Source organism: Chitinophaga polysaccharea (genome assembly GCF_902150045.1).
GTDB lineage: Bacteria > Bacteroidota > Bacteroidia > Chitinophagales > Chitinophagaceae > Chitinophaga > Chitinophaga polysaccharea_A.
On sequence record NZ_CABFVU010000002.1, the window covers coordinates 531796 to 549545 of the forward strand.

Here is a 17750-nt window from a genome sequence, read left to right on the forward strand (position 1 = left end):
AATCAAAGTGTATGAATTGCAGAAACTCAAACTTAATATATATAATTATAGGGGCGGCATCCCTGGTGCTAACATCGTGTGGCAAAAGCTTCCTTGATACAAAACCTTCCACACAGTTTACAGAAGAGGATGTCTGGTCGGATCCTAACCTGATACAACTGAATATGAATAGTATTTATAACCAGAACCCCTGGTCGTTCTTCCTGACATCGCTGGCTGTAGATGAGGCCCGGTGCTATGATGGGGGTAATGATTATAATATGAGCAATATGCTGATGTCGCCTGATAATGCGGGCTGGGGCGACTGGAACGGCAGATACAGCGCCATCCGGGACTGCAACATCTTCCTGGAAAATATAGACAAATTGCCGGACGATCCGGCGCTGATTGATGGTGTTACACTGAAAGACAGGTTGAAAGGAGAAGCGACTTTTTTCAGGGCCTGGTATTATCAGTTGCTCATCAGTTACTTTGGAGGAGTGCCCCTTATCACGAAATCTTATAAATTAACAGACGACTTCTCCGCAGCGAGGAACAGTTATGCAGAGTGTGTACAGTTTATTTCCGGTGAATGTGATAAGGCAGCTGAATTATTACCCCTGGTAAATACAGGTGTTAATAAAGGGAGAGTAACAAAAGGAGCCGCTTTGGCGCTTAAGTCGAGGGTGTTGCTTTATGCAGCCAGCGATCTTCACAATGCCACATTCCCCGGGTTTTCCAATCCTGAACTGCTGGGCTATGTTGATGGCGACAGGAAGCAGCGCTGGCAGGCCGCCAAAGCGGCTGCCAAGGCAGTAATAGACCTGGGGATATACGGTTTGTATCAGCCTGCTCCTGCATCAACAGAGGAGGCCGTTCAAAATTATGAGGACCTGTTTATCTCAAAAAACAGCGTAGAAGACATCTTCATTCGCTACTACAACGCCTCTGTAAACCAGGGAGCCGATTACTGGCAGGTTTTCCCCAATGGATATGGTGGCATCGAAACAAACGGAGCCCCCAGTGAATTGGTGGATGCTTATGAAATGGCAGATGGCACTAAGTTTTCCAGAACCAATCCTGCACAGAACCTGGAGCCTTATAAAAATAGGGACCCGCGTTTTTATGCTTCCATTTTATACGAAGGGGCGAAGTTCAGGCCAAGGCCATCGAACTTACTGGCAGCCGATCCTGTAGGTGTTTTGCAGGTAGGTACCTGGGAAAAGTGGGATGCGGCTACTAATAAAATCGTTTATACTTACGGGTTAGATAGCAGGAACAGCGTGGTTTATGGAGGCGGTTATAATAACACTGGCACCTGTATGCTTAAATTTATAAACCGCAAAACCGACATGTATGTAAATCACCAGGATGACCTCACCTGGCGCTTCATCCGTTACAGCGAAATCATACTCAATTATGCAGAGGCCTGTATTGGATTGGGAGAGGAGGCGGAAGCACGTACCTACATTAATATGATCAGGAAAAAAGCGGCTATGCCTGATGTGATGGACGCCGGCCCGGCCTTATCAGCAAGATACCGGAATGAAAGACGCATTGAACTGGTATACGAAAATCACCGCTTTTTTGATGTGCGCCGCTGGATGATCGGGCCGGAAGCCTATCACCCAATGCATGGGGTTAATGTTGTGTACAAACTGAATCCCGATCATACAACCGCCACCATCCCCACTGTTACCCCGGTGGAAATCACAAGCGGCAAGTGGGATAATAAGGCCTACTTTTTACCAATTGCCAGGAGTGAAATGAATAAGAACGATAAGTTAGTGCAGAATCCTGGTTATAATTAATGGCGTGTAGCAGCGATGGATTTTTATTGGAAATAGTATTCATACCACTTATTAACTCAAAACAGTAATGAGATATACATACCTGAACATCCTTTTTACCGGTTGCCTGCTAACAATTACCCTGAGCATATCCGGGCAAGCTGAATGGCAAAAAAAATATAGCGATCCCAAAACGGTTCAACAAATGTTTGTTAACCCCCCAATGTTCTATGCTCCCCATACTTTTTGGTTCTGGGATGATACCATCCGGGATGAGCATTTTACGGCTGCAATGGCAGAGGAAATGATGAAGCAGGGACTGAACCCCGGGTATGCGCATCCCCGGGGTTCAATGGACCGCTTAAACCCGGCATTTTCTTCATTGCCATATCAGCAATACCTGGAAAAACCCTGGTTCAGCAGTTTCGGAAATGCCATGCAGGCGGCAAAGAGCAAAGGATTTACCCTGGGGTATTGTGATGAATATGACTGGCCCAGCGGGCAGGCAGCAGGGCGGGTATTGGCGCAGCATCCTGAACTGGAAGCAAAATACCTGGATTGGAAACGGTATAAAGTAAAAGGGAAATCGACCGTTTATTATGATTCAACAGATTTTGCAGTGGCAGGTAAAATGGCAGGTAATGCCATTGATGCCTCATCGCTGCGGATCATTGGAGAAGGAAACCATTTAAAATGGACAGCCCCACCGGGCGAATGGGTGGTGTATACTTACACAAAAAGATTCCATCCCGGCATTGATGGGGGGAGAGTTAATTACCTCGACCCCAGGTTAATGGAAGTTTTCATTCCGCTTGTTCACGCGCAGTACGCCAAACATTTTGCAAATGACATGGGGAAAACGATCCCGGGTGTTTTTGTTGACAATGAAGGCGACTATGGCTGGCGGATGGCATGGTCTGAATATCTTGCCCAACGGTATAAGGAAATGAAAAACCAGGATATTCGTTTATGGCTTCCCCTGTTAACAGAAAAGGACAATAACGGTTTATTTGCAAAGGCCCGTTGCGATTGGTTTGATGTTGTTTCAGACGTGTATAACAAATGCTACTTTGAGCCTTTGGTGAACTGGCTGAAGCAATACAATATGTATTACATCTCCAACCTGTGGGAAGAGTCGTTGTTGCTGCAAACTGCTGCCATGGGCGATTTTATGCGTGTTACAAGAACAGCAACTATGCCCGGAACAGATTGCCTTTTAATGAAGTCGCAGGATGTGCACGACTTTAAAGAAGTGCAAACAGTAGCTGAATTGGAAGATCGTCCTTTTATGAGTGAAATTATGGGCGTTGCAGGATGGGAGCAAACACCCGCTATGATGAAAATGACCATTAATTCTATTACTTCATTTGGTGTTAACCATGTAGTGCCACATGGCATTAACGTGAACCGGAAAATTGAACAGGACCCGTACCCGCCGGATTGGTTTACCGAAAATCCATATTGGCCTTACCTGCATAACTGGACGGACTTTTCCAGGCGCGCCGCCTTTGTAAACCGGCAAAGTAAGCTTGTTGCAGATGTTCTTCTGGTAAACCCGCTTGAAAGTATCTGGGCAAATTCTGAAGGCTTTTTTACGCATGAGGAAAGTTTTGGCCTGCTGGAAGGCAAAGAAGTCTGGGATACGCTCTCCCTGGAGATCAACCAGGTGTATTCCGATGCGATGAGGGAATTGAATAAAAATAGCATCGATTTTTTAATCGCTGATAAATATTACCTGGATAGAGGAAAAACAGGAACCATTGATAACGGTGTAAAGATCACTATTAACGACCATAACTTTTCGGCGGTTGTTCTTCCCCCGGCTTGCATTATTTCTCACGCTGTATCTGCTAAGCTACTTGAATTCGCTAAAAAGGGAGGTGTCGTTTTACTCCTGGGCACAGCACCCCAGGGATCGCCGGAGAAAGGCATGAAAGATGCATTGATCATTAGCCGGATGAATGCTTTAAAGCAGTTGCCCAATGTTATTGACCTGTCAGAAAATAAGGACAGGTTGAATAAAATGGTTACTGTTTTGAATGAAAAGATCCGCCCGCAGATCCGGTTGGAACATTCAGGCCGGCTTTACACGGCTCACAGAACTATTTCCGGTAGCCACTTTTACTGGCTTGCCAATAACTCCGATACCGTGAGAAATTTTTCGGCCTGGTTCCGGGACGGGGATGGCATGGCCCGAATATGGAACTGCGAAACAGGCGAACGTACACCCATTGCATTCGTAAAGGAAAAGGGATATAACAAAGTAAAAATGACTTTACAACCTTACGAAGGCTATTGGCTTGTATTTGAGCCCCGGACAAGTGATATGGATCCGCTGGTACAGCATGAATTTAATTCAAAAGAAATTAAGCTGGATGATAAATGGACGATCAGCTACCCGGGGAAAGACACTGTTTATAAAACCACGGCCACCTCATTCACTTTAGCCGACAATGCGTTAAGCGAAGATCTTATGTTGTTGGCATATGATGATTCAAAATGGAAATATACCAGTTTTATGGCAGCACAAAAACGGAACGGGGAGGGGCAGAAAGATGAAATAAAAGATAACGATGCCACCGGTTACCGCTACTGGAGGATCAATATACCGGTTGGTGCAAAGGCGTTAGTATTTCCTGATAATATGATCGGTACAACGGTTTGGATTGATGGCGTAAAAACAGGCGTGGCTGCTGCGTCAATTGACTTGCCTGCTGATGCGCGGTTGCTGTCGTTTGCAAGGTCCGTTAAAAGCGAACAGACGCTAACTGCCCCGTTAAAATTTGTTGTTGGGAATAAGCAGAACTGTACCCTGCAATCATGGTACGCCTATGGCCTTCAGCAGTATTCAGGATATATTGATTATGAAATACCGGTTGTGCTGAAAGATATAAATACCAGGATCTCCATAGACCTGGGTGATGTAAAATATATGGCAGAAGTGTTTGTTAACAACAAATCCGTTGGCGGCCGGCTATGGCCTCCCTTTGTATTTGATATATCCAAATACCTGCAGGAAGGAGAAAACAAAATAAGAGTACGGGTTGGGAACCTGATGGTGAATGAAATGTGGATGAAGGCAGATATGGGTAAACTCCGTACCTGGGGCTGGGTTGGTGCGCCCGATTTTGATAAATACAACGCTGGTTTGTTAGGCCCCGTGAAGTTAATACAGGCAAAATAATGATACTATGGGCTTACAGGTATTTGTATGGTACGCCTGATGTTTTTAAAAAAAAGTTGCAGATATATGAACACGTTACTCACGCAAAAGCAGATTCAATCTTACAGGGAAGATGGATTTTTAGTAATTGAGGACTTTCTTAACCAGGAAGAACTTTCCCATTGGCGGCAGGTTGTTACGGAAGCCGTTGAACAGCGGGAAGGCAGGAAAATGCCCGGCAGCGATAAAAAGACGGGTGAAGACGATGGGATCAATAAAGAAAGTGAATATTTTGGAAAGGTGTTTGACCAGATGATTAATATCTGGCAAACCAATGATGCCGCAAAGCAAATTATGCTGGATGAAAGATTGGGCAAAATGGCTGCAGAGCTGGCGGGGTGGGAGGGTACCCGCATCTGGCACGACCAGGTGCTCATAAAGCGTCCCTGGGCCAACCCTACTTCATGGCACCTGGATACGCCTTTCTGGTCGTTCACCGACAGGCGGGCCCTGTCCATATGGGTGGCTTTAGACGATGCTACCTATGAGAATGGGTGTTTGTATTTTATTCCCGGCTCCTGTCACGAAGCCAGTTTTGAAAACCAGGGCATCGGCAAAAACATGGATGCAATATTCCAGGTGTATCCCCAACTGGTAACCAGAAGGTCTGTTGCTGCACCCATGAAAGCAGGCAGTTGTTCTTTTCATAACGGCTTAACGATTCACGGTGCTGGAGCCAATATGACCAACGGTTTCCGCAGGGCAATGACCTGTGCTTATATGCCTGACGGGGCTAAATTTAACGGCACAAAGAATATATTAAGTGATGAACAGGTTGCCAGCTTAAAAGTGGGGGATCTGCTGGATGATGATGCGCAGACCCCGTTGATTTATACAATCAGGAATCAATAAGCCCGGCAGGTAATACTGCTTAAAAAAGGCATTACATAAACAGGATAAACATATAAAAACCGGGTGCTTTCAGAGCCCCGGTTTTTATATGTTTATCCTGTTTTATTATAGAAGTGATGCTTAATGGGATGTTCTCCTGATTGAAAAGTTAACAGGCATGTTGCAACGCTTAGCCAGGGCAATGCTGCCATTGTTATCAGCCCGCATACTGGTAATATGCTTATTTGTTACCACTTCGTATTTTGCGCCTGGTTGCAATCCGTTAATTGTAAACCGGTAGTTGCCACGTGATGAAATAGTCCATGCGAATACATCATTCTTCCAGGAATCAATTTTCATGTCAATACGATTGCCGGGATCAGCACGAACCTGGAGTTGCGCAGTATCTTTATTACCGGGGTAGAACTTAAGCGTATTCCCGCTTTTATCTGCACCAAAAGATTCGTTACTTTTTACAGAAAAGCTACTGGTGCTCATTAAATAATCATGAACGCTTAGCTCAAGATGATAAAGGGTACCTCTATGGGTATACGAAAATTTTGTTCCGTTCAGTGTTTCAATCATATTGGGTTCCAGGCCCATCCTGTTCCATTTTGGGCGAAGGCCGTAAATATCCCTGTACAGCGCTGTAATGCTGGTACAGATGCCTGCCAGGATATCCTCGCCCAGCCCAAGCTGGGTGGTTCTGCTGTACCGCTGGGAGGAAAGTCCATCTTTTTTATACTGATCAAGGAGATGATTAACGTATTTGAGCGCGATGTTCTTATCATATTTTACATATGAATTGATGCCAAGATATCCCCATGTAGGGAATATATCCCCGTTCTCATATTTGGGGAAAGGCCAGTTCCCATCGCTTACCTCTTCTCTTTTAAAGGAATCGAAGCAAAGCGGCCAATGAAACAGGTGTTCTGCCATTGTTCTTTGTTCTATCTGATCAAGAATGAGTTTTATACGTTCCTTATCGTCGCATAATCCAAAGGCAATGGCAGCAAAATTTACAGGAGTAACCAGGTTGTCGCCATGAATGGTGTTGTCTTTGTCACGCCAGTATACATACTGCTGTTTGGCGGGCGACCAGAAGCCGCCTTCATCAACCGGCTTATTAAACGCATTTTTAAGACGGGTGGCAATTGCTGTATAATGACCGGCCATTTTATGATTGCCTAAAATCGTTTCACATTTTGCCCATAATGTTAATGCCTCGTATAATTGTGCATTTACAAAAGCGTTTTCAAAGCTGGCCCAAACAATGTCTAACCAGTCGCTTGCCTTTTTTTCTGCGACGCCGTTATTCATCATTTCATAGATCCCGTTGTTGTTGGAGTCGCGCTTTATCAGCCAATCCAGGGCCTTTTCACAGCTTGTTTGATGTGAACGCAGCCATTGCAGGTCCCCGTTCAGTTCAAACAGTTCGCTGGTGTTGATCACATAGCCTGTTTGTGAGTCAATGGTATATCCCCACATGGCTTCATAATAGCCGGTTTGCGGATTATAGGTGCCGGGAATTTCATCGCCCGGTACATTGTGCCACCGGGATAACACACGGCCGTCATCCAGCATCGCCTGGTCTCTTTCCTGGTCCAGTGTTGCCGCCAGGTTTTTTATATAGTGAGGATCATTCAATGCCATCCCGATTTGGGCAAAAAATGGTTCGTGCAGGCATTTCCAGTTTGTTAGCCAGCCGTTTGCACCTACTATATTGTTATCTACCACGCCATACCGCCCGGTTGTGTTTAATAGCTCCCGAACTGCTGTTGCATCAATACCGGGAAGCGTTCCCCTTGAATATATTTTGCTGTAATCAATGTATTGCAGTTCCAGGCTTATTTTTACGCTTCCTCTTTTTACCTGGAAAGGAGCAAATACCTCGTTTTTTTGTGATACAAACCGGCTCAGGTGATGACGTTGCTGCAATTTGGAATCAGTTAGCAGTTGTGTGAAAGTAAATTCACCGTTTTCGCTATGCGAGTATTTTGACGCCATTTCACTTCCGCTTCCTGGTTGGGGCGATATCCTTAATGCATCTCCCGAATCAGTATTCCAGAATGTTACACCGCCGGTATGAACACCATAGGTGTCGTTGATCTGCTTTAAGTATTTACACCAAACCATTCCCCCGTTATCAATAATTCCTCCCTTCCAAACGGATAGGTCTGTAAAATTCCATTTGGGAAAGGCCATGTCTTCGAGGTTGGTTGTTGTACTGTAGCTGCGGGTGATATCCCAGGTTATTTTATCTCCTTTGATATTAAAATCCCATACTTCTTTAATCTCAACAGCCTCTGTTCCGTAGGTGATCCCGCTCAGTGATATCCCTTTCGGAGTCTTTGTTACTTTGATCTCGCCGGTTTGACTGGCAGATGTGGCGGTTTTACTGCCTGTAGCGATACCCGTGTATACACCTGATGGTGATATCGTATTTTTATTTTTCAGGTTCACCTCTTTAATAATACATCCCCTGGAATAGTCTACCTTGATGGAAAGATGCTGATCAGGCGTTGTAATGGTAATAACCCTGGTATCCTTGTTGTGCAGGATCCCATTTTGTGAAAAGCATAGATGCGGGATCAAAATGAAACTGGTAATGATTGCTAGTATTCGCGTCATAAACGGGAAGAAATTGAACACCGGTTGCCAACGGGCATAAACGGTGTTGGTAAAAATTGTCTTATAAAGTTAATAATATCCTTCGGTCAGCCAGGCTGCACCAGCGAATTTACGCCCGAATATTAAGAGCGTTTTTATATTAAAGCGGCTTTTATTTGCACTTTTTGTCAGCTGTATGGCTGTCCCCTGATGAACAACGCTTTTGTTAACGGAAATGCCTGTATGGCTTTCAATACTGTTTCTTTTCATAAAAACATCAGCGACTTTGATTTTTTCTCCTGCGAAAGAGAAGCTGAGCATCATATTTTTTCTATGGGACGGGATTTAGATGAATATTGTGTGGTAGAGCTGAAATCTTTTGATGCCACTGTGCGCGGAATAATTTATGGGGTTGATGAATACCGCTGGTATAACACAATCAGCCCGGATCTTTTACGACGTGAAAACGGTATTGAGATGAATGAGAAGGTATATGAATATCATAAAAAGCAGTTGAGGAGCCGGGCTTTCAAGTTGATGATCGCTAACCATGAGTTAATCAACATCAGGAAACGGACCAGGAATGGTATTAGAACCGCGTTACAATCAGGAAGGTTCGTTAATAAAGCCCCTCACGGTTTTTATTGGAAGGCATTTGAGATGATAAATGGTAAGCCGAAATAGCGTTCCATACCTAAGTCTGATGTTCCGCTCCGGGGAATTTTGAAATGCACCTGCGGTTCTCATCTTACTGCAGGGTACAGCAAGGGTAAAAAGAAATATTATTTGTATTACCGGTGTCTTGCAGAGCCCGGGAAGAACTTTCGGGGAGAAAAGATTCTCGCCCTTTTGTCTGAAATTTTAGAAGAGCTTTCTTTTTCTAATTCCCAGCTGAACGTTATTTATTATAAGGCAAAGGAGAAATTGGACGAAGCGATGAAGAACAGGAAGGCTATGTTAATTGCAAAGCAAAAGGAAGTGAAAGACATTGAAGTGAAAATTGAGGAAGTTGAAGAACGACTGATGAATAAGGAAATTGAACCAGCTACGTACAAGAAGTGGTATAATAAATTATCAGCTGCGAAGTCTGTCTTGTTTCATGAAATTGAAAAATTAAGTAGCCATATAAACGAAAAAATGAGCAGGTTGGAGAAGGCCATACCATATTTATGCAATCTTAAAACCTTGTACGAATCTTTAGGGTTGATGGGGAAACAAAAGCTCTTAAATGGGGTATTCAAAGCTAATCTCATATTTACCGGAGAGCAACTTAGAACACCTTTGCCACATCCTGCGTTAATGTGTAATTATCTGAAGACTAATAAGAAAGGGCTGCTCTTTGTAGAACAGCCCTCAAGCAACTTGGGAGAATCTCCTATTCGTAGCGAGATCGGCACTATCACCTATTTAATTGCCAATATTCTTATCTTACTTTAAAATGTACTTGTATTGCTCTGTAGTTAATGGTTATAGCCCTTGTTGTTACCCTCAATGAATTAATCGAGATAAAAATAAATTAAGAGAAGTAAAGGAAAACCGACCACCAAACCGACCACTAATTTACTTAATTTAATATCTTTGCTTCTATTACCCCGTCTATGATAAATATTAACTTTAATCTCAGAAAACAGGATAGCAAAAGCCCTCAAGTAATCTATTTAGTTCTACGATGGCATGGCGAATATTACCGGTATACCACCAGGTTTTCAATTGCTCCCAAAAATTGGGATATAGAAAAGCAGCGGGTAAGGAATGTTATTACCGAATTGCATAAGGATACTATCAATAAATACCTTAACGACCTGGAAAATGCAGCCAAAGGAATTTATGCTAATGCTATTGCCAAACAGATTCCCGTAACAAAGGAATATTTGAAAAGCGTATTGGATAGGTATACCGGTAGGGTAGTGGATGAAAAAAAGACTTTCTGGTCATTTCTTGATAAGTTTATTGCGGATGCTCCAACCAGGACCAACCCCCAAACAGGCCAAATAATCAGCACCCGGACAATTCAGAAATATAATACGACTAAAGATGTGCTGGTGGAATTTGAGAAAACTATGCCCCGCAAGCTGGACTTTGAATTTCTGGATTTGGACACCTTGAATGATTTTAGAGATTATTTGACCCAGGTAAAAAGGCATGGGGCTAATACGGTAGCCAAACACATTGAAACCCTTAAAGGGTTTTTAAATGAGGCTGCGGCTGTGGGTATTCCTGTGAATAGTAGCTATAAGAGCAAACATTTCAAGGCCAAACGGGAAGATTCGGCAGCTATCTATTTATCAGAAACCGAATTGCAATTAATAGCTGACCTGGATTTATCTACCAACGCCCGCCTGGATCGTGTCCGTGATTTATTCCTGATTGCAGCCTTTACGGGTTTACGCTATTCTGATTTTACGGAACTAAAGGAACATCACATCAAGAAAGATACTATCGAATTATTTCAGATAAAAACCGGTGACCCGGTTATAATTCCTTTGCATCCTAAAGTGCGGGAACTATTGAAAAAGTATGACGGCAAACCGGCTCCTACTATTTCCAATCAGAAATTTAATGAATACCTAAAGGAGGTGTGCGAGGCGGCTAAATTAACTGAAATGGTAGAGATTCAAAAAACCAAAGCGGGAAAGCGGGTTAAGGAGGTTTTTGAGAAATGGAAATTAGTAAGTAGCCATACGGCCCGCCGTTCGCTAGCCAGCAACTTGTATAAGCGTGGGGTGCCGATGCAAACGATTATGATAATTACCGGCCATAAAACGGAGAAAGCGTTCCGCCAGTACATCAGGTTAGGTAAAACGGAACATGCTGAAATTGTTCGTAGTGTTTGGGAGGATACCCGCGCATAGGTACTTTCGTTTTCAGAACCCTGTTAAATATAAATAAAGTGGATTTATTAAGCATAGAAATAGATTTTATCATAACCAAAGTCCTTGCGCAGAATGGAAATGAAGCCTATCAGCAACAGCTTTGGGATTTTGTTGAAAATCAAATGGCAAAACGAGAGGATGAATGGAAATCAAATGCGAAGAAAAAGGCGTTTGATGAATCGAAGTGGTTCAATAGCTACTTTGAAGCATATAACAGACTGGATAAAACCCTAAATTATATCGATTCCTATAATGTCGGTAGTGTTCCATCTATATATTTTTATCAGTTTTCATTTGAGTTTGAGGGTAGGACGTACTATCGGAATACCATTAGTGAAGATGATAAATTTGTTCAGGATGTCTTGATAATAAAAACTGCTAAACTCCTTTGGCAACTGGCTAATCAGGAAAATGATGTGTTGCAGAATGATGCAAAACTTAGTTGGATAGGCAAGCCCGCCCAACTAGGGCATATCATCAGTGAATTAGTGAATCAGGGATATATTGCAGCACCGCGTAAAAAAGACAATGAGATAAATTATAATGAACTAGCCCGTCAAGTACTTGCCGCTTTTGATATAAAGGCCGGTTCTACTGTTAAGTCATTGTCGCAATCTTTGAATCCTAATAGTGAAAACGGCCAACTGACGGACGATAGAAAAGCAAAATTCAATATTCCATACATAGGATTAATCAATTAAACCCCATTCATTGCTACATAGCCGCTATGTGCGGCTATGTTAACTGCCTTTAACCTGGGCTTTCTTTGCTAATAAATGAACTATTTATGATAGCAAAGCAAGTTTTACAGATTGACCACTTGGAAGGCAGTACAGTTATTAAGTTGTTTGATAGCCTGAATAAAAGATTAGACGAACTGGTAACCAGTCCAAACAGTGAGCAGGAAACCTTTCTTACACGCCAGGAAGTCGCCGATTTATTCAAAATATCCCTGCCTACTGTTCATGCCTGGATGAACGCGGGAATATTGAAGCCTTATAAAATTGCTAATAAAACCCGCTTTCTCCGTAGTGAGGTGTTAGCTTCCGTAAAGGATATTTCCGTAAAAGGAGGTAGTCATGCCTAATAAATTAGCTATTCTATTCCTGAAAGAACGGGCCATCATCGCGGCTTTTGATGAACTCGCCGTAATTCATATTACCGGCCATCCCACAATTCCAGTATTACAGGCGGTGTTAATTGCTCTTTATGGTTACCCTAACCGTGATTTGGATACCCAATGTATGCCTGATGCGATTGTTGCAGATAATACTACCCACATGGCTATAGGATTGCTGGAAAGCTGTATCAAAAATAAGATGCCCCAAAATGCTATCTATATTATCGGACAATTGTTAGGAATCGCTTTAGAGCATATACAAGCCGCAATTACCAGGCAAACCACAAAACATTAATTATTCACCTGCATTGAGTTGGTATGATAGACGGTATAAAGAGCCATCACCCATATTTAACGCCTTGTGTATGGCGTGATAACCCGGCCCTGCTCTATGGTGTTAATGTGGATTTGGCAACCGGTGAAATTATATCGGTTGGACAAATGGCGGTTTTTAAGGGATTGCGGTTTGAAATTAGGCCATCTCTCAAGGGACAGGGGGACACTCTTTTACTCAATGGCTCATTGCATAAGTATAGTAATGATGGTCTACACAATGCAAATGACTACCCATTTTGTAAGCTGGTGAATACTATAAAGGATTTAATAACCATGTTTGCAATTGTCCCGGAAGCGGCACCCCTACACGGTTTAGAGATTGGGGTTAATATAAAATTGCCATTTTCCCCATTAAGGATATTTAAACAGGTGCTTTGTTATAGGAATAAGCCATTTACTCAAATAGATAAGAGGGCAAAGCATCTAGGGCTTATTTGCTGCCTCACTGACTATGATATAAAGCTATATGATAAACAGGCACAAAGTAAGCAGCTATGTGGATACCTGTTACGATTTGAGGTGAAGGTTAAGAAAATGCGGTATCTCCGGCGCTATCAAATTATAACGATGGCTGACCTTTTAGATATTGATAAAATGTATAGTCTGTTAGATGTGCTCATTGAGGTACTCCAGGGTATCATTTTTTTTGATCGTTCAATAGATCAGAAACAATTATCAAAGCCAGAGTTAAACCAATTTCTAACCCTGAGTAGTCCGATAGCCTGGGCAGCTATGAGTAAATACCAGTTGACCCGCAACCGGCAGCGACTAAATGACCTGTTGATGAAATATTCAAAAAGGCGCTTTAAGCCGTTTTTAAATGCCTTGCTGGTAGAGAATTGGAACACACTTTTTGAAGCTGAAAAACTGCAACCTTTTCACCGGTTATCGTGTGTGCAAAACGGTTACCAGGATGCAACCTTTTCACACCTTGAATATGTAGGGGAAAACGTTGCACCACTTGATAACAGTAATAAAGAAATAAAAGGTGCAAACCCTGCACAAATTTACTCACTAGGCCAGGTTACTGAAAATATAGAAATATATAGCGCAGAAAACGCACAAAAGCATATCTGTAAAAGTTGTGGGCGCGATATTACCGGACAACGTATCACAAGTATATTTTGCAGTGAAAGCCGGTATGGGAAAGCGGCTAAATCCTGTAGAAATAAAGACAGTAACCGCCGTAGGGATTTAAAACGCATAATTTTTAAAGCAATGAGTGTTCAAAAATTTATATCAATTACTTATCAGGTTGGGGGAAAGACTTATACAGATACGTTGCACCCTTTAGAACTTGATATAACTAAAACATGGTTAGACCGGATTACCAGAATTGATATAATGCCGGTAGTATCAGGAGAAAAACGGGAAACCATTAAAGGAATGGCGGCCCGACAATTCATACAGTCAAACTTTAAAATAAAAGAATAATGAAAGACTTAATTAAAATTCAGAATCACGCTGGACAGAACGTAGTATCAGCAAAAGAATTGCACAAATTTTTAGAGGTTAAACGCGCCTTTCATAAATGGAGTAAAGAAATGTTTGCCTATGGATTTGAAAGCGGGTTAGACTTTCGGCCAATTTTGGCCGAAAGTATGGGTGGCCGTCCTTTAACGGATTATGTTTTAACAATGGATACTGCAAAGGAAATATCGATGTTACAGCGGACGGAAAGGGGAAAGTTTGTACGGCGTTATTTTATTGAGTGTGAAAAGCAGCTAAAGGACCAGGTACATAATAAAAATGGGGAATATCGTTTAAAGTCCAGGTTATATGATATTTTCCTGATCCGGAAGGGACTAAGCAAAGAGGCCGCATTTATCCGGTATCAATTGCGTAATGCGGAAAAGGATAGCGCTATTTTATGCTATCCGGTTTTTGTCCAATCGTCATTATTTACCGCCTAAGTATGCATCTATATCTTTCACCGGCTCGTAAACATGTATGGGGGGTATTATCTAAATCAGTTCAATAATATGTACCATAGAGCATTCCAGGTTGCGACAGCATTTAGTACAATTTGGGTTAATTTAAAGTGAATTAAAATGACAAATGATCATACGGCACTTATAGCACCTTTTCAAAACAGGAATGTGGAAAAGGTTTACCGCTACTATTTAAAGGGGTTAAATGCCATGGAAATAGGCAAGCTATTAGATATTTCGCCGCGTACTGTCCAGCGGTACATAAAGGTGCATAAATTCAAAGAATTGATGGCACCTAGAGCATTACAACAAAAAGCCCTTGAGTTGTACCAGCGTGGCTATAGTTACCGGGAAATAGGACAGGTAATAAGAAAGAGTAGGACTACCGTGTATTATTACTTAAAGCAAATACGTGTTACAGTAAAATAGAGGCTGTCTCATAAATAAATGATGCAGCCTTTTTTTATTTACTAATTAGGGTCCATTTATCCACGTTGGTGGTTGATAAATATTTTGATTTTGGGGTATTTGCAGCCAAAATGATTGCCTATTTTTAATTTATGGCAAGAGGAAAATCATTAGTAGTGTCCTTTAAGAGCAATCACCAGTATCAGGGAATGCTCCTACCTCCTGATTTAAGTGAGCTGGTGGCTCAAAATCACCCTGTACGGGTAGTCAGCGATATTCTGGACAAAGTAGACATTGGGCAGTTAATGCAGCAGTATAAACCAGGAGGGGCAAGTAACTATCATCCCCGAATGTTGCTGAAGGTACTGGTTTTTGCATATATAAATAATATATATAGTAGTCGCAAGATAGAGGAAGCCCTTCATCAGAATATCAACTTTATGTGGTTAAGTGGCATGAGTAAGCCCGATCACAATACAATTAACCGATTCCGGGGCCAACGTCTTCAAAAAACCTTGCAACCTATCTTTACGCAGGTAGTATTACTATTATGTGAAGAAGGAGTTTTGAGTTTGAAAGAACTTTACACCGACGGCACAAAAATAGAAGCCAATGCAAACAGATACACTTTTGTATGGGGCAATTCCATAAAAAACAACAAGGCAAAAATGCAGCAGCAGCTGAATGAATTATGGCAATACGCTCAATCTATTGCTGCTGCCGAGTTAGATGACGATCACGATCCATCGGGCTTTGATAAAATTGCCAGTGAAAAAATTGAGCAAACAATAGCCACGATAAATGAGGCATTAAAAGACAAACCAATAGATAAAAAAATAAGGCAGAGATTAAACTATGCTAAGAAAAATTGGCCTTCTGCACTAGCGCGTTATGCCGAACAGGAAAACATAATGGGGGATGACAGAAGCAGCTATAGCAAAACAGATGAAGATGCCACTTTTATGCGAATGAAGGAAGATCATATGAAAAACGGACAATTAAAACCAGCATATAACCTACAGATAAGCACTAATAACCAATACATTGTCAATTACAGTCTTCATCAGAATACCACTGATACCAATACCCTGCAGGGGCATCTGAATATATTTAGACGCCAGTATGGGAAAATGCCTTCCAATATCACGGCTGATGCAGGATACGGAAGTGAACAAAACTACGAATGGCTTGAAAAAAAACGTATTACGGCCTATGTAAAGTATAATCATTTTGACCGTGATCAACATGGAAATAGCCGGAATAAAAACCCATATAGGACAGATAAACTTACCTATGATCAGGAAAAAGACAAATATATCTGTCCGTCTGGGAAAACGATGAAAAATATTGGTAGTCACCAGCATCTTACTAAGGCTGGCTTTAAGCAAACCATCACCAGGTATAAAGCTGGAAAATGTAATGGATGTCCATTACGGAGTGATTGCCATGGGCAAAAAGGGAATCGAATAATCGAGGTAAATCACAATTTAAACCGCTTAAAACGGCGAGCAGAAAAAAGGCTGAAAACCAAGCGGGGCATCGAAAAACGTAAGCAAAGATGCCATGACACCGAACCTGTTTTTGCTAATATCAAGCATAATCACCTATTTAAGCGATTTATGATGCGAGGGCTGGACAAAGTGAGTATTGAAGCCGGATTATTAGCATTAGCACATAATCTTCGTAAGAAGGCTGCTTAAAATGGCTGGCGAACCCTTGGTTTTTAATTTTCAAATCAAATTGACGGAAATATTATTATAAACGAAAGAAGCTGCCTCAATATTTATGAGACAGCTTCTATTTTTACAATGTATCCTGCTATGATCGTTTGGATGAATGGCGACTCCTTTTTAGTTTTTTCGCTAACGGCGAAAAGATAATATCAGCTTTTATTTTAAGGGCCAGCCGTTCTTTTTTTAAATCTTTTATTTGTTGTTGCAGTATTGAAATTTTTTTGTCCATTTCAGAAATCGCAAACATTAGATATAGCTTTTCGATCATTTGGACGGTTCGATTTTATTTAGCATATAAATAAGTTCCTATCGCTTCGTGTATTTTCTCCGTAATCCCCCTAATCTTTTCCCTTTCCGCGTTGCTAATAACCGATATTACTTTTTTAGGATTAGTGGGATCAATACGGTCGTTAGTTCTCACCTTTCTATAAAATGTGGGGATACTCCAATCGCATTCATTACAAACATGATCGCGGAATATTGCCGGTATAGATGTCATAAGAAAATATAAGTCTGAAACAGTATTGGGCTTATCAGCAATTATCTTATCTAAAAGATCAGGTAGCATAAATTTTAATTAAAGGGTTATAAAAGTAGGAGTAAGAGGTAATGAGGTAGGCACAAAAAAATGGTGCAGGTGAGTTCCTACCGTCCCGAAGGGCTACGACACCCTGACAACGAGATAAGAACGCCTACACCAATATAGTATAGGCGATTTACCTTATTCTCCCATTGTCTTGAAAGGTCGTAGTTTTCGGTGACGAGAGCAAAGCAAACACGCTTAATATTCTTTATGTGCCTGCGAAAATACAAATAGAATTATGAAGTATCGAGCCGGTACATGTTTTTAAAATAATTTTGAAGGTTACCAATTTTTATGAAGATACGTATAAATTACGAAATGATAAGTTATACG

General features: G+C 41.7%; 16 protein-coding genes. 13 read left to right on the forward strand and 3 right to left on the reverse strand.

Annotation, left to right across the window (positions count from 1 at the left end; translation table 11 throughout):
* Positions 1–11: 11 nt before the first annotated feature.
* The 3 genes from FN124_RS16740 (at position 12) to FN124_RS16750 (ending at position 5844) form a co-directional block, all read left to right on the forward strand.
* Positions 12–1790, forward strand: a complete 1779-nt coding sequence (locus FN124_RS16740; protein ID WP_142685938.1) for a RagB/SusD family nutrient uptake outer membrane protein — start codon at positions 12–14, stop codon at positions 1788–1790.
* A 184-nt stretch (positions 1791–1974) separates the two neighbouring features.
* On the forward strand, positions 1975–4953 hold the full coding sequence (locus FN124_RS16745; RefSeq protein ID WP_185937240.1) for a glycosyl hydrolase: 2979 nt from the start codon (positions 1975–1977) through the stop codon (positions 4951–4953).
* 66 nt (positions 4954–5019) lie between these two features.
* Complete coding sequence (locus tag FN124_RS16750; RefSeq protein WP_142685940.1) at positions 5020–5844, forward strand: phytanoyl-CoA dioxygenase family protein; 825 nt, start codon at positions 5020–5022, stop codon at positions 5842–5844.
* Between the two features lie 120 nt (positions 5845–5964).
* Here FN124_RS16750 and FN124_RS16755 read toward each other — a convergent pair whose 3' ends face one another.
* Entirely contained in the window at positions 5965–8454 is a 2490-nt protein-coding gene (locus FN124_RS16755; protein ID WP_185937241.1) for an alpha-L-rhamnosidase-related protein, read from the reverse strand.
* A gap of 222 nt (positions 8455–8676) precedes the next feature.
* Between FN124_RS16755 and FN124_RS16760 the strand changes: the two genes are divergently transcribed.
* The 10 genes from FN124_RS16760 (at position 8677) to FN124_RS16805 (ending at position 16801) form a co-directional block, all read left to right on the forward strand.
* Positions 8677–9117 carry a hypothetical protein gene (locus FN124_RS16760; RefSeq protein WP_142685941.1) on the forward strand — a complete coding sequence of 147 codons (441 nt, stop codon included), beginning with the start codon at positions 8677–8679 and terminating at the stop codon, positions 9115–9117.
* 165 nt (positions 9118–9282) lie between these two features.
* A complete protein-coding gene (locus FN124_RS16765; RefSeq protein ID WP_142685942.1) occupies positions 9283–9870 on the forward strand; it encodes a hypothetical protein in 588 nt (195 codons plus the stop codon).
* A 161-nt stretch (positions 9871–10031) separates the two neighbouring features.
* Entirely contained in the window at positions 10032–11285 is a 1254-nt protein-coding gene (locus FN124_RS16770; protein ID WP_142685943.1) for a site-specific integrase, read from the forward strand.
* Between the two features lie 38 nt (positions 11286–11323).
* Positions 11324–12007, forward strand: a complete 684-nt coding sequence (locus tag FN124_RS16775; protein ID WP_142685944.1) for a hypothetical protein — start codon at positions 11324–11326, stop codon at positions 12005–12007.
* A gap of 86 nt (positions 12008–12093) precedes the next feature.
* Positions 12094–12393 (forward strand): helix-turn-helix domain-containing protein, encoded by a 300-nt coding sequence (locus FN124_RS16780; protein ID WP_142685945.1) that lies wholly within the window; start codon positions 12094–12096, stop codon positions 12391–12393.
* A complete protein-coding gene (locus FN124_RS16785) occupies positions 12386–12721 on the forward strand; it encodes a hypothetical protein (protein WP_142685946.1) in 336 nt (111 codons plus the stop codon). The genes FN124_RS16780 and FN124_RS16785 overlap by 8 nt, the downstream gene beginning before the upstream one ends.
* Positions 12722–12744: 23 nt before the next feature.
* Positions 12745–14196, forward strand: coding sequence for a hypothetical protein (locus tag FN124_RS16790; protein WP_142685947.1), 1452 nt, complete (start codon positions 12745–12747; stop codon positions 14194–14196).
* Positions 14196–14675, forward strand: a complete 480-nt coding sequence (locus FN124_RS16795) for an antA/AntB antirepressor family protein (protein WP_142685948.1) — start codon at positions 14196–14198, stop codon at positions 14673–14675. Before FN124_RS16790 ends, FN124_RS16795 begins: the two co-directional genes overlap by 1 nt.
* 306 nt (positions 14676–14981) lie before the next feature.
* Positions 14982–15122 carry a helix-turn-helix domain-containing protein gene (locus FN124_RS31800; RefSeq protein ID WP_376765854.1) on the forward strand — a complete coding sequence of 47 codons (141 nt, stop codon included), beginning with the start codon at positions 14982–14984 and terminating at the stop codon, positions 15120–15122.
* A 131-nt stretch (positions 15123–15253) separates the two neighbouring features.
* On the forward strand, positions 15254–16801 hold the full coding sequence (locus tag FN124_RS16805; RefSeq protein ID WP_142683762.1) for an IS1182 family transposase: 1548 nt from the start codon (positions 15254–15256) through the stop codon (positions 16799–16801).
* Positions 16802–16919: 118 nt separating this feature from the next.
* Here the strand turns inward: FN124_RS16805 and FN124_RS16810 are convergent, their stop codons facing one another.
* Positions 16920–17102 (reverse strand): hypothetical protein, encoded by a 183-nt coding sequence (locus tag FN124_RS16810; RefSeq protein ID WP_142685950.1) that lies wholly within the window; start codon positions 17100–17102, stop codon positions 16920–16922.
* Positions 17103–17117: 15 nt separating this feature from the next.
* On the reverse strand, positions 17118–17402 hold the full coding sequence (locus FN124_RS16815; protein WP_142685951.1) for a hypothetical protein: 285 nt from the start codon (positions 17400–17402) through the stop codon (positions 17118–17120).
* Positions 17403–17750 lie beyond the last annotated feature (348 nt).

Excerpts from the sequence above, each read along its gene's own strand:
- FN124_RS16785 (WP_142685946.1), top strand. The coding sequence starts at position 12,386 with ATGCCTAATAAATTAGCTATTCTATTCCTGAAAGAACGGGCCATCATC.
- FN124_RS16810 (WP_142685950.1), bottom strand. The coding sequence starts at position 17,102 with ATGATCGAAAAGCTATATCTAATGTTTGCGATTTCTGAAATGGACAAA.
- FN124_RS16740 (WP_142685938.1), top strand. The coding sequence starts at position 12 with ATGAATTGCAGAAACTCAAACTTAATATATATAATTATAGGGGCGGCA.
- FN124_RS16790 (WP_142685947.1), top strand. The coding sequence starts at position 12,745 with ATGATAGACGGTATAAAGAGCCATCACCCATATTTAACGCCTTGTGTA.
- FN124_RS16815 (WP_142685951.1), bottom strand. The coding sequence starts at position 17,402 with ATGCTACCTGATCTTTTAGATAAGATAATTGCTGATAAGCCCAATACT.
- FN124_RS16770 (WP_142685943.1), top strand. The coding sequence starts at position 10,032 with ATGATAAATATTAACTTTAATCTCAGAAAACAGGATAGCAAAAGCCCT.
- FN124_RS16760 (WP_142685941.1), top strand. The coding sequence starts at position 8,677 with ATGGCTTTCAATACTGTTTCTTTTCATAAAAACATCAGCGACTTTGAT.
- FN124_RS16750 (WP_142685940.1), top strand. The coding sequence starts at position 5,020 with ATGAACACGTTACTCACGCAAAAGCAGATTCAATCTTACAGGGAAGAT.
- FN124_RS16795 (WP_142685948.1), top strand. The coding sequence starts at position 14,196 with ATGAAAGACTTAATTAAAATTCAGAATCACGCTGGACAGAACGTAGTA.
- FN124_RS31800 (WP_376765854.1), top strand. The coding sequence starts at position 14,982 with ATGGCACCTAGAGCATTACAACAAAAAGCCCTTGAGTTGTACCAGCGT.
- FN124_RS16780 (WP_142685945.1), top strand. The coding sequence starts at position 12,094 with ATGATAGCAAAGCAAGTTTTACAGATTGACCACTTGGAAGGCAGTACA.
- FN124_RS16805 (WP_142683762.1), top strand. The coding sequence starts at position 15,254 with ATGGCAAGAGGAAAATCATTAGTAGTGTCCTTTAAGAGCAATCACCAG.
- FN124_RS16755 (WP_185937241.1), bottom strand. The coding sequence starts at position 8,454 with ATGACGCGAATACTAGCAATCATTACCAGTTTCATTTTGATCCCGCAT.
- FN124_RS16745 (WP_185937240.1), top strand. The coding sequence starts at position 1,975 with ATGTTTGTTAACCCCCCAATGTTCTATGCTCCCCATACTTTTTGGTTC.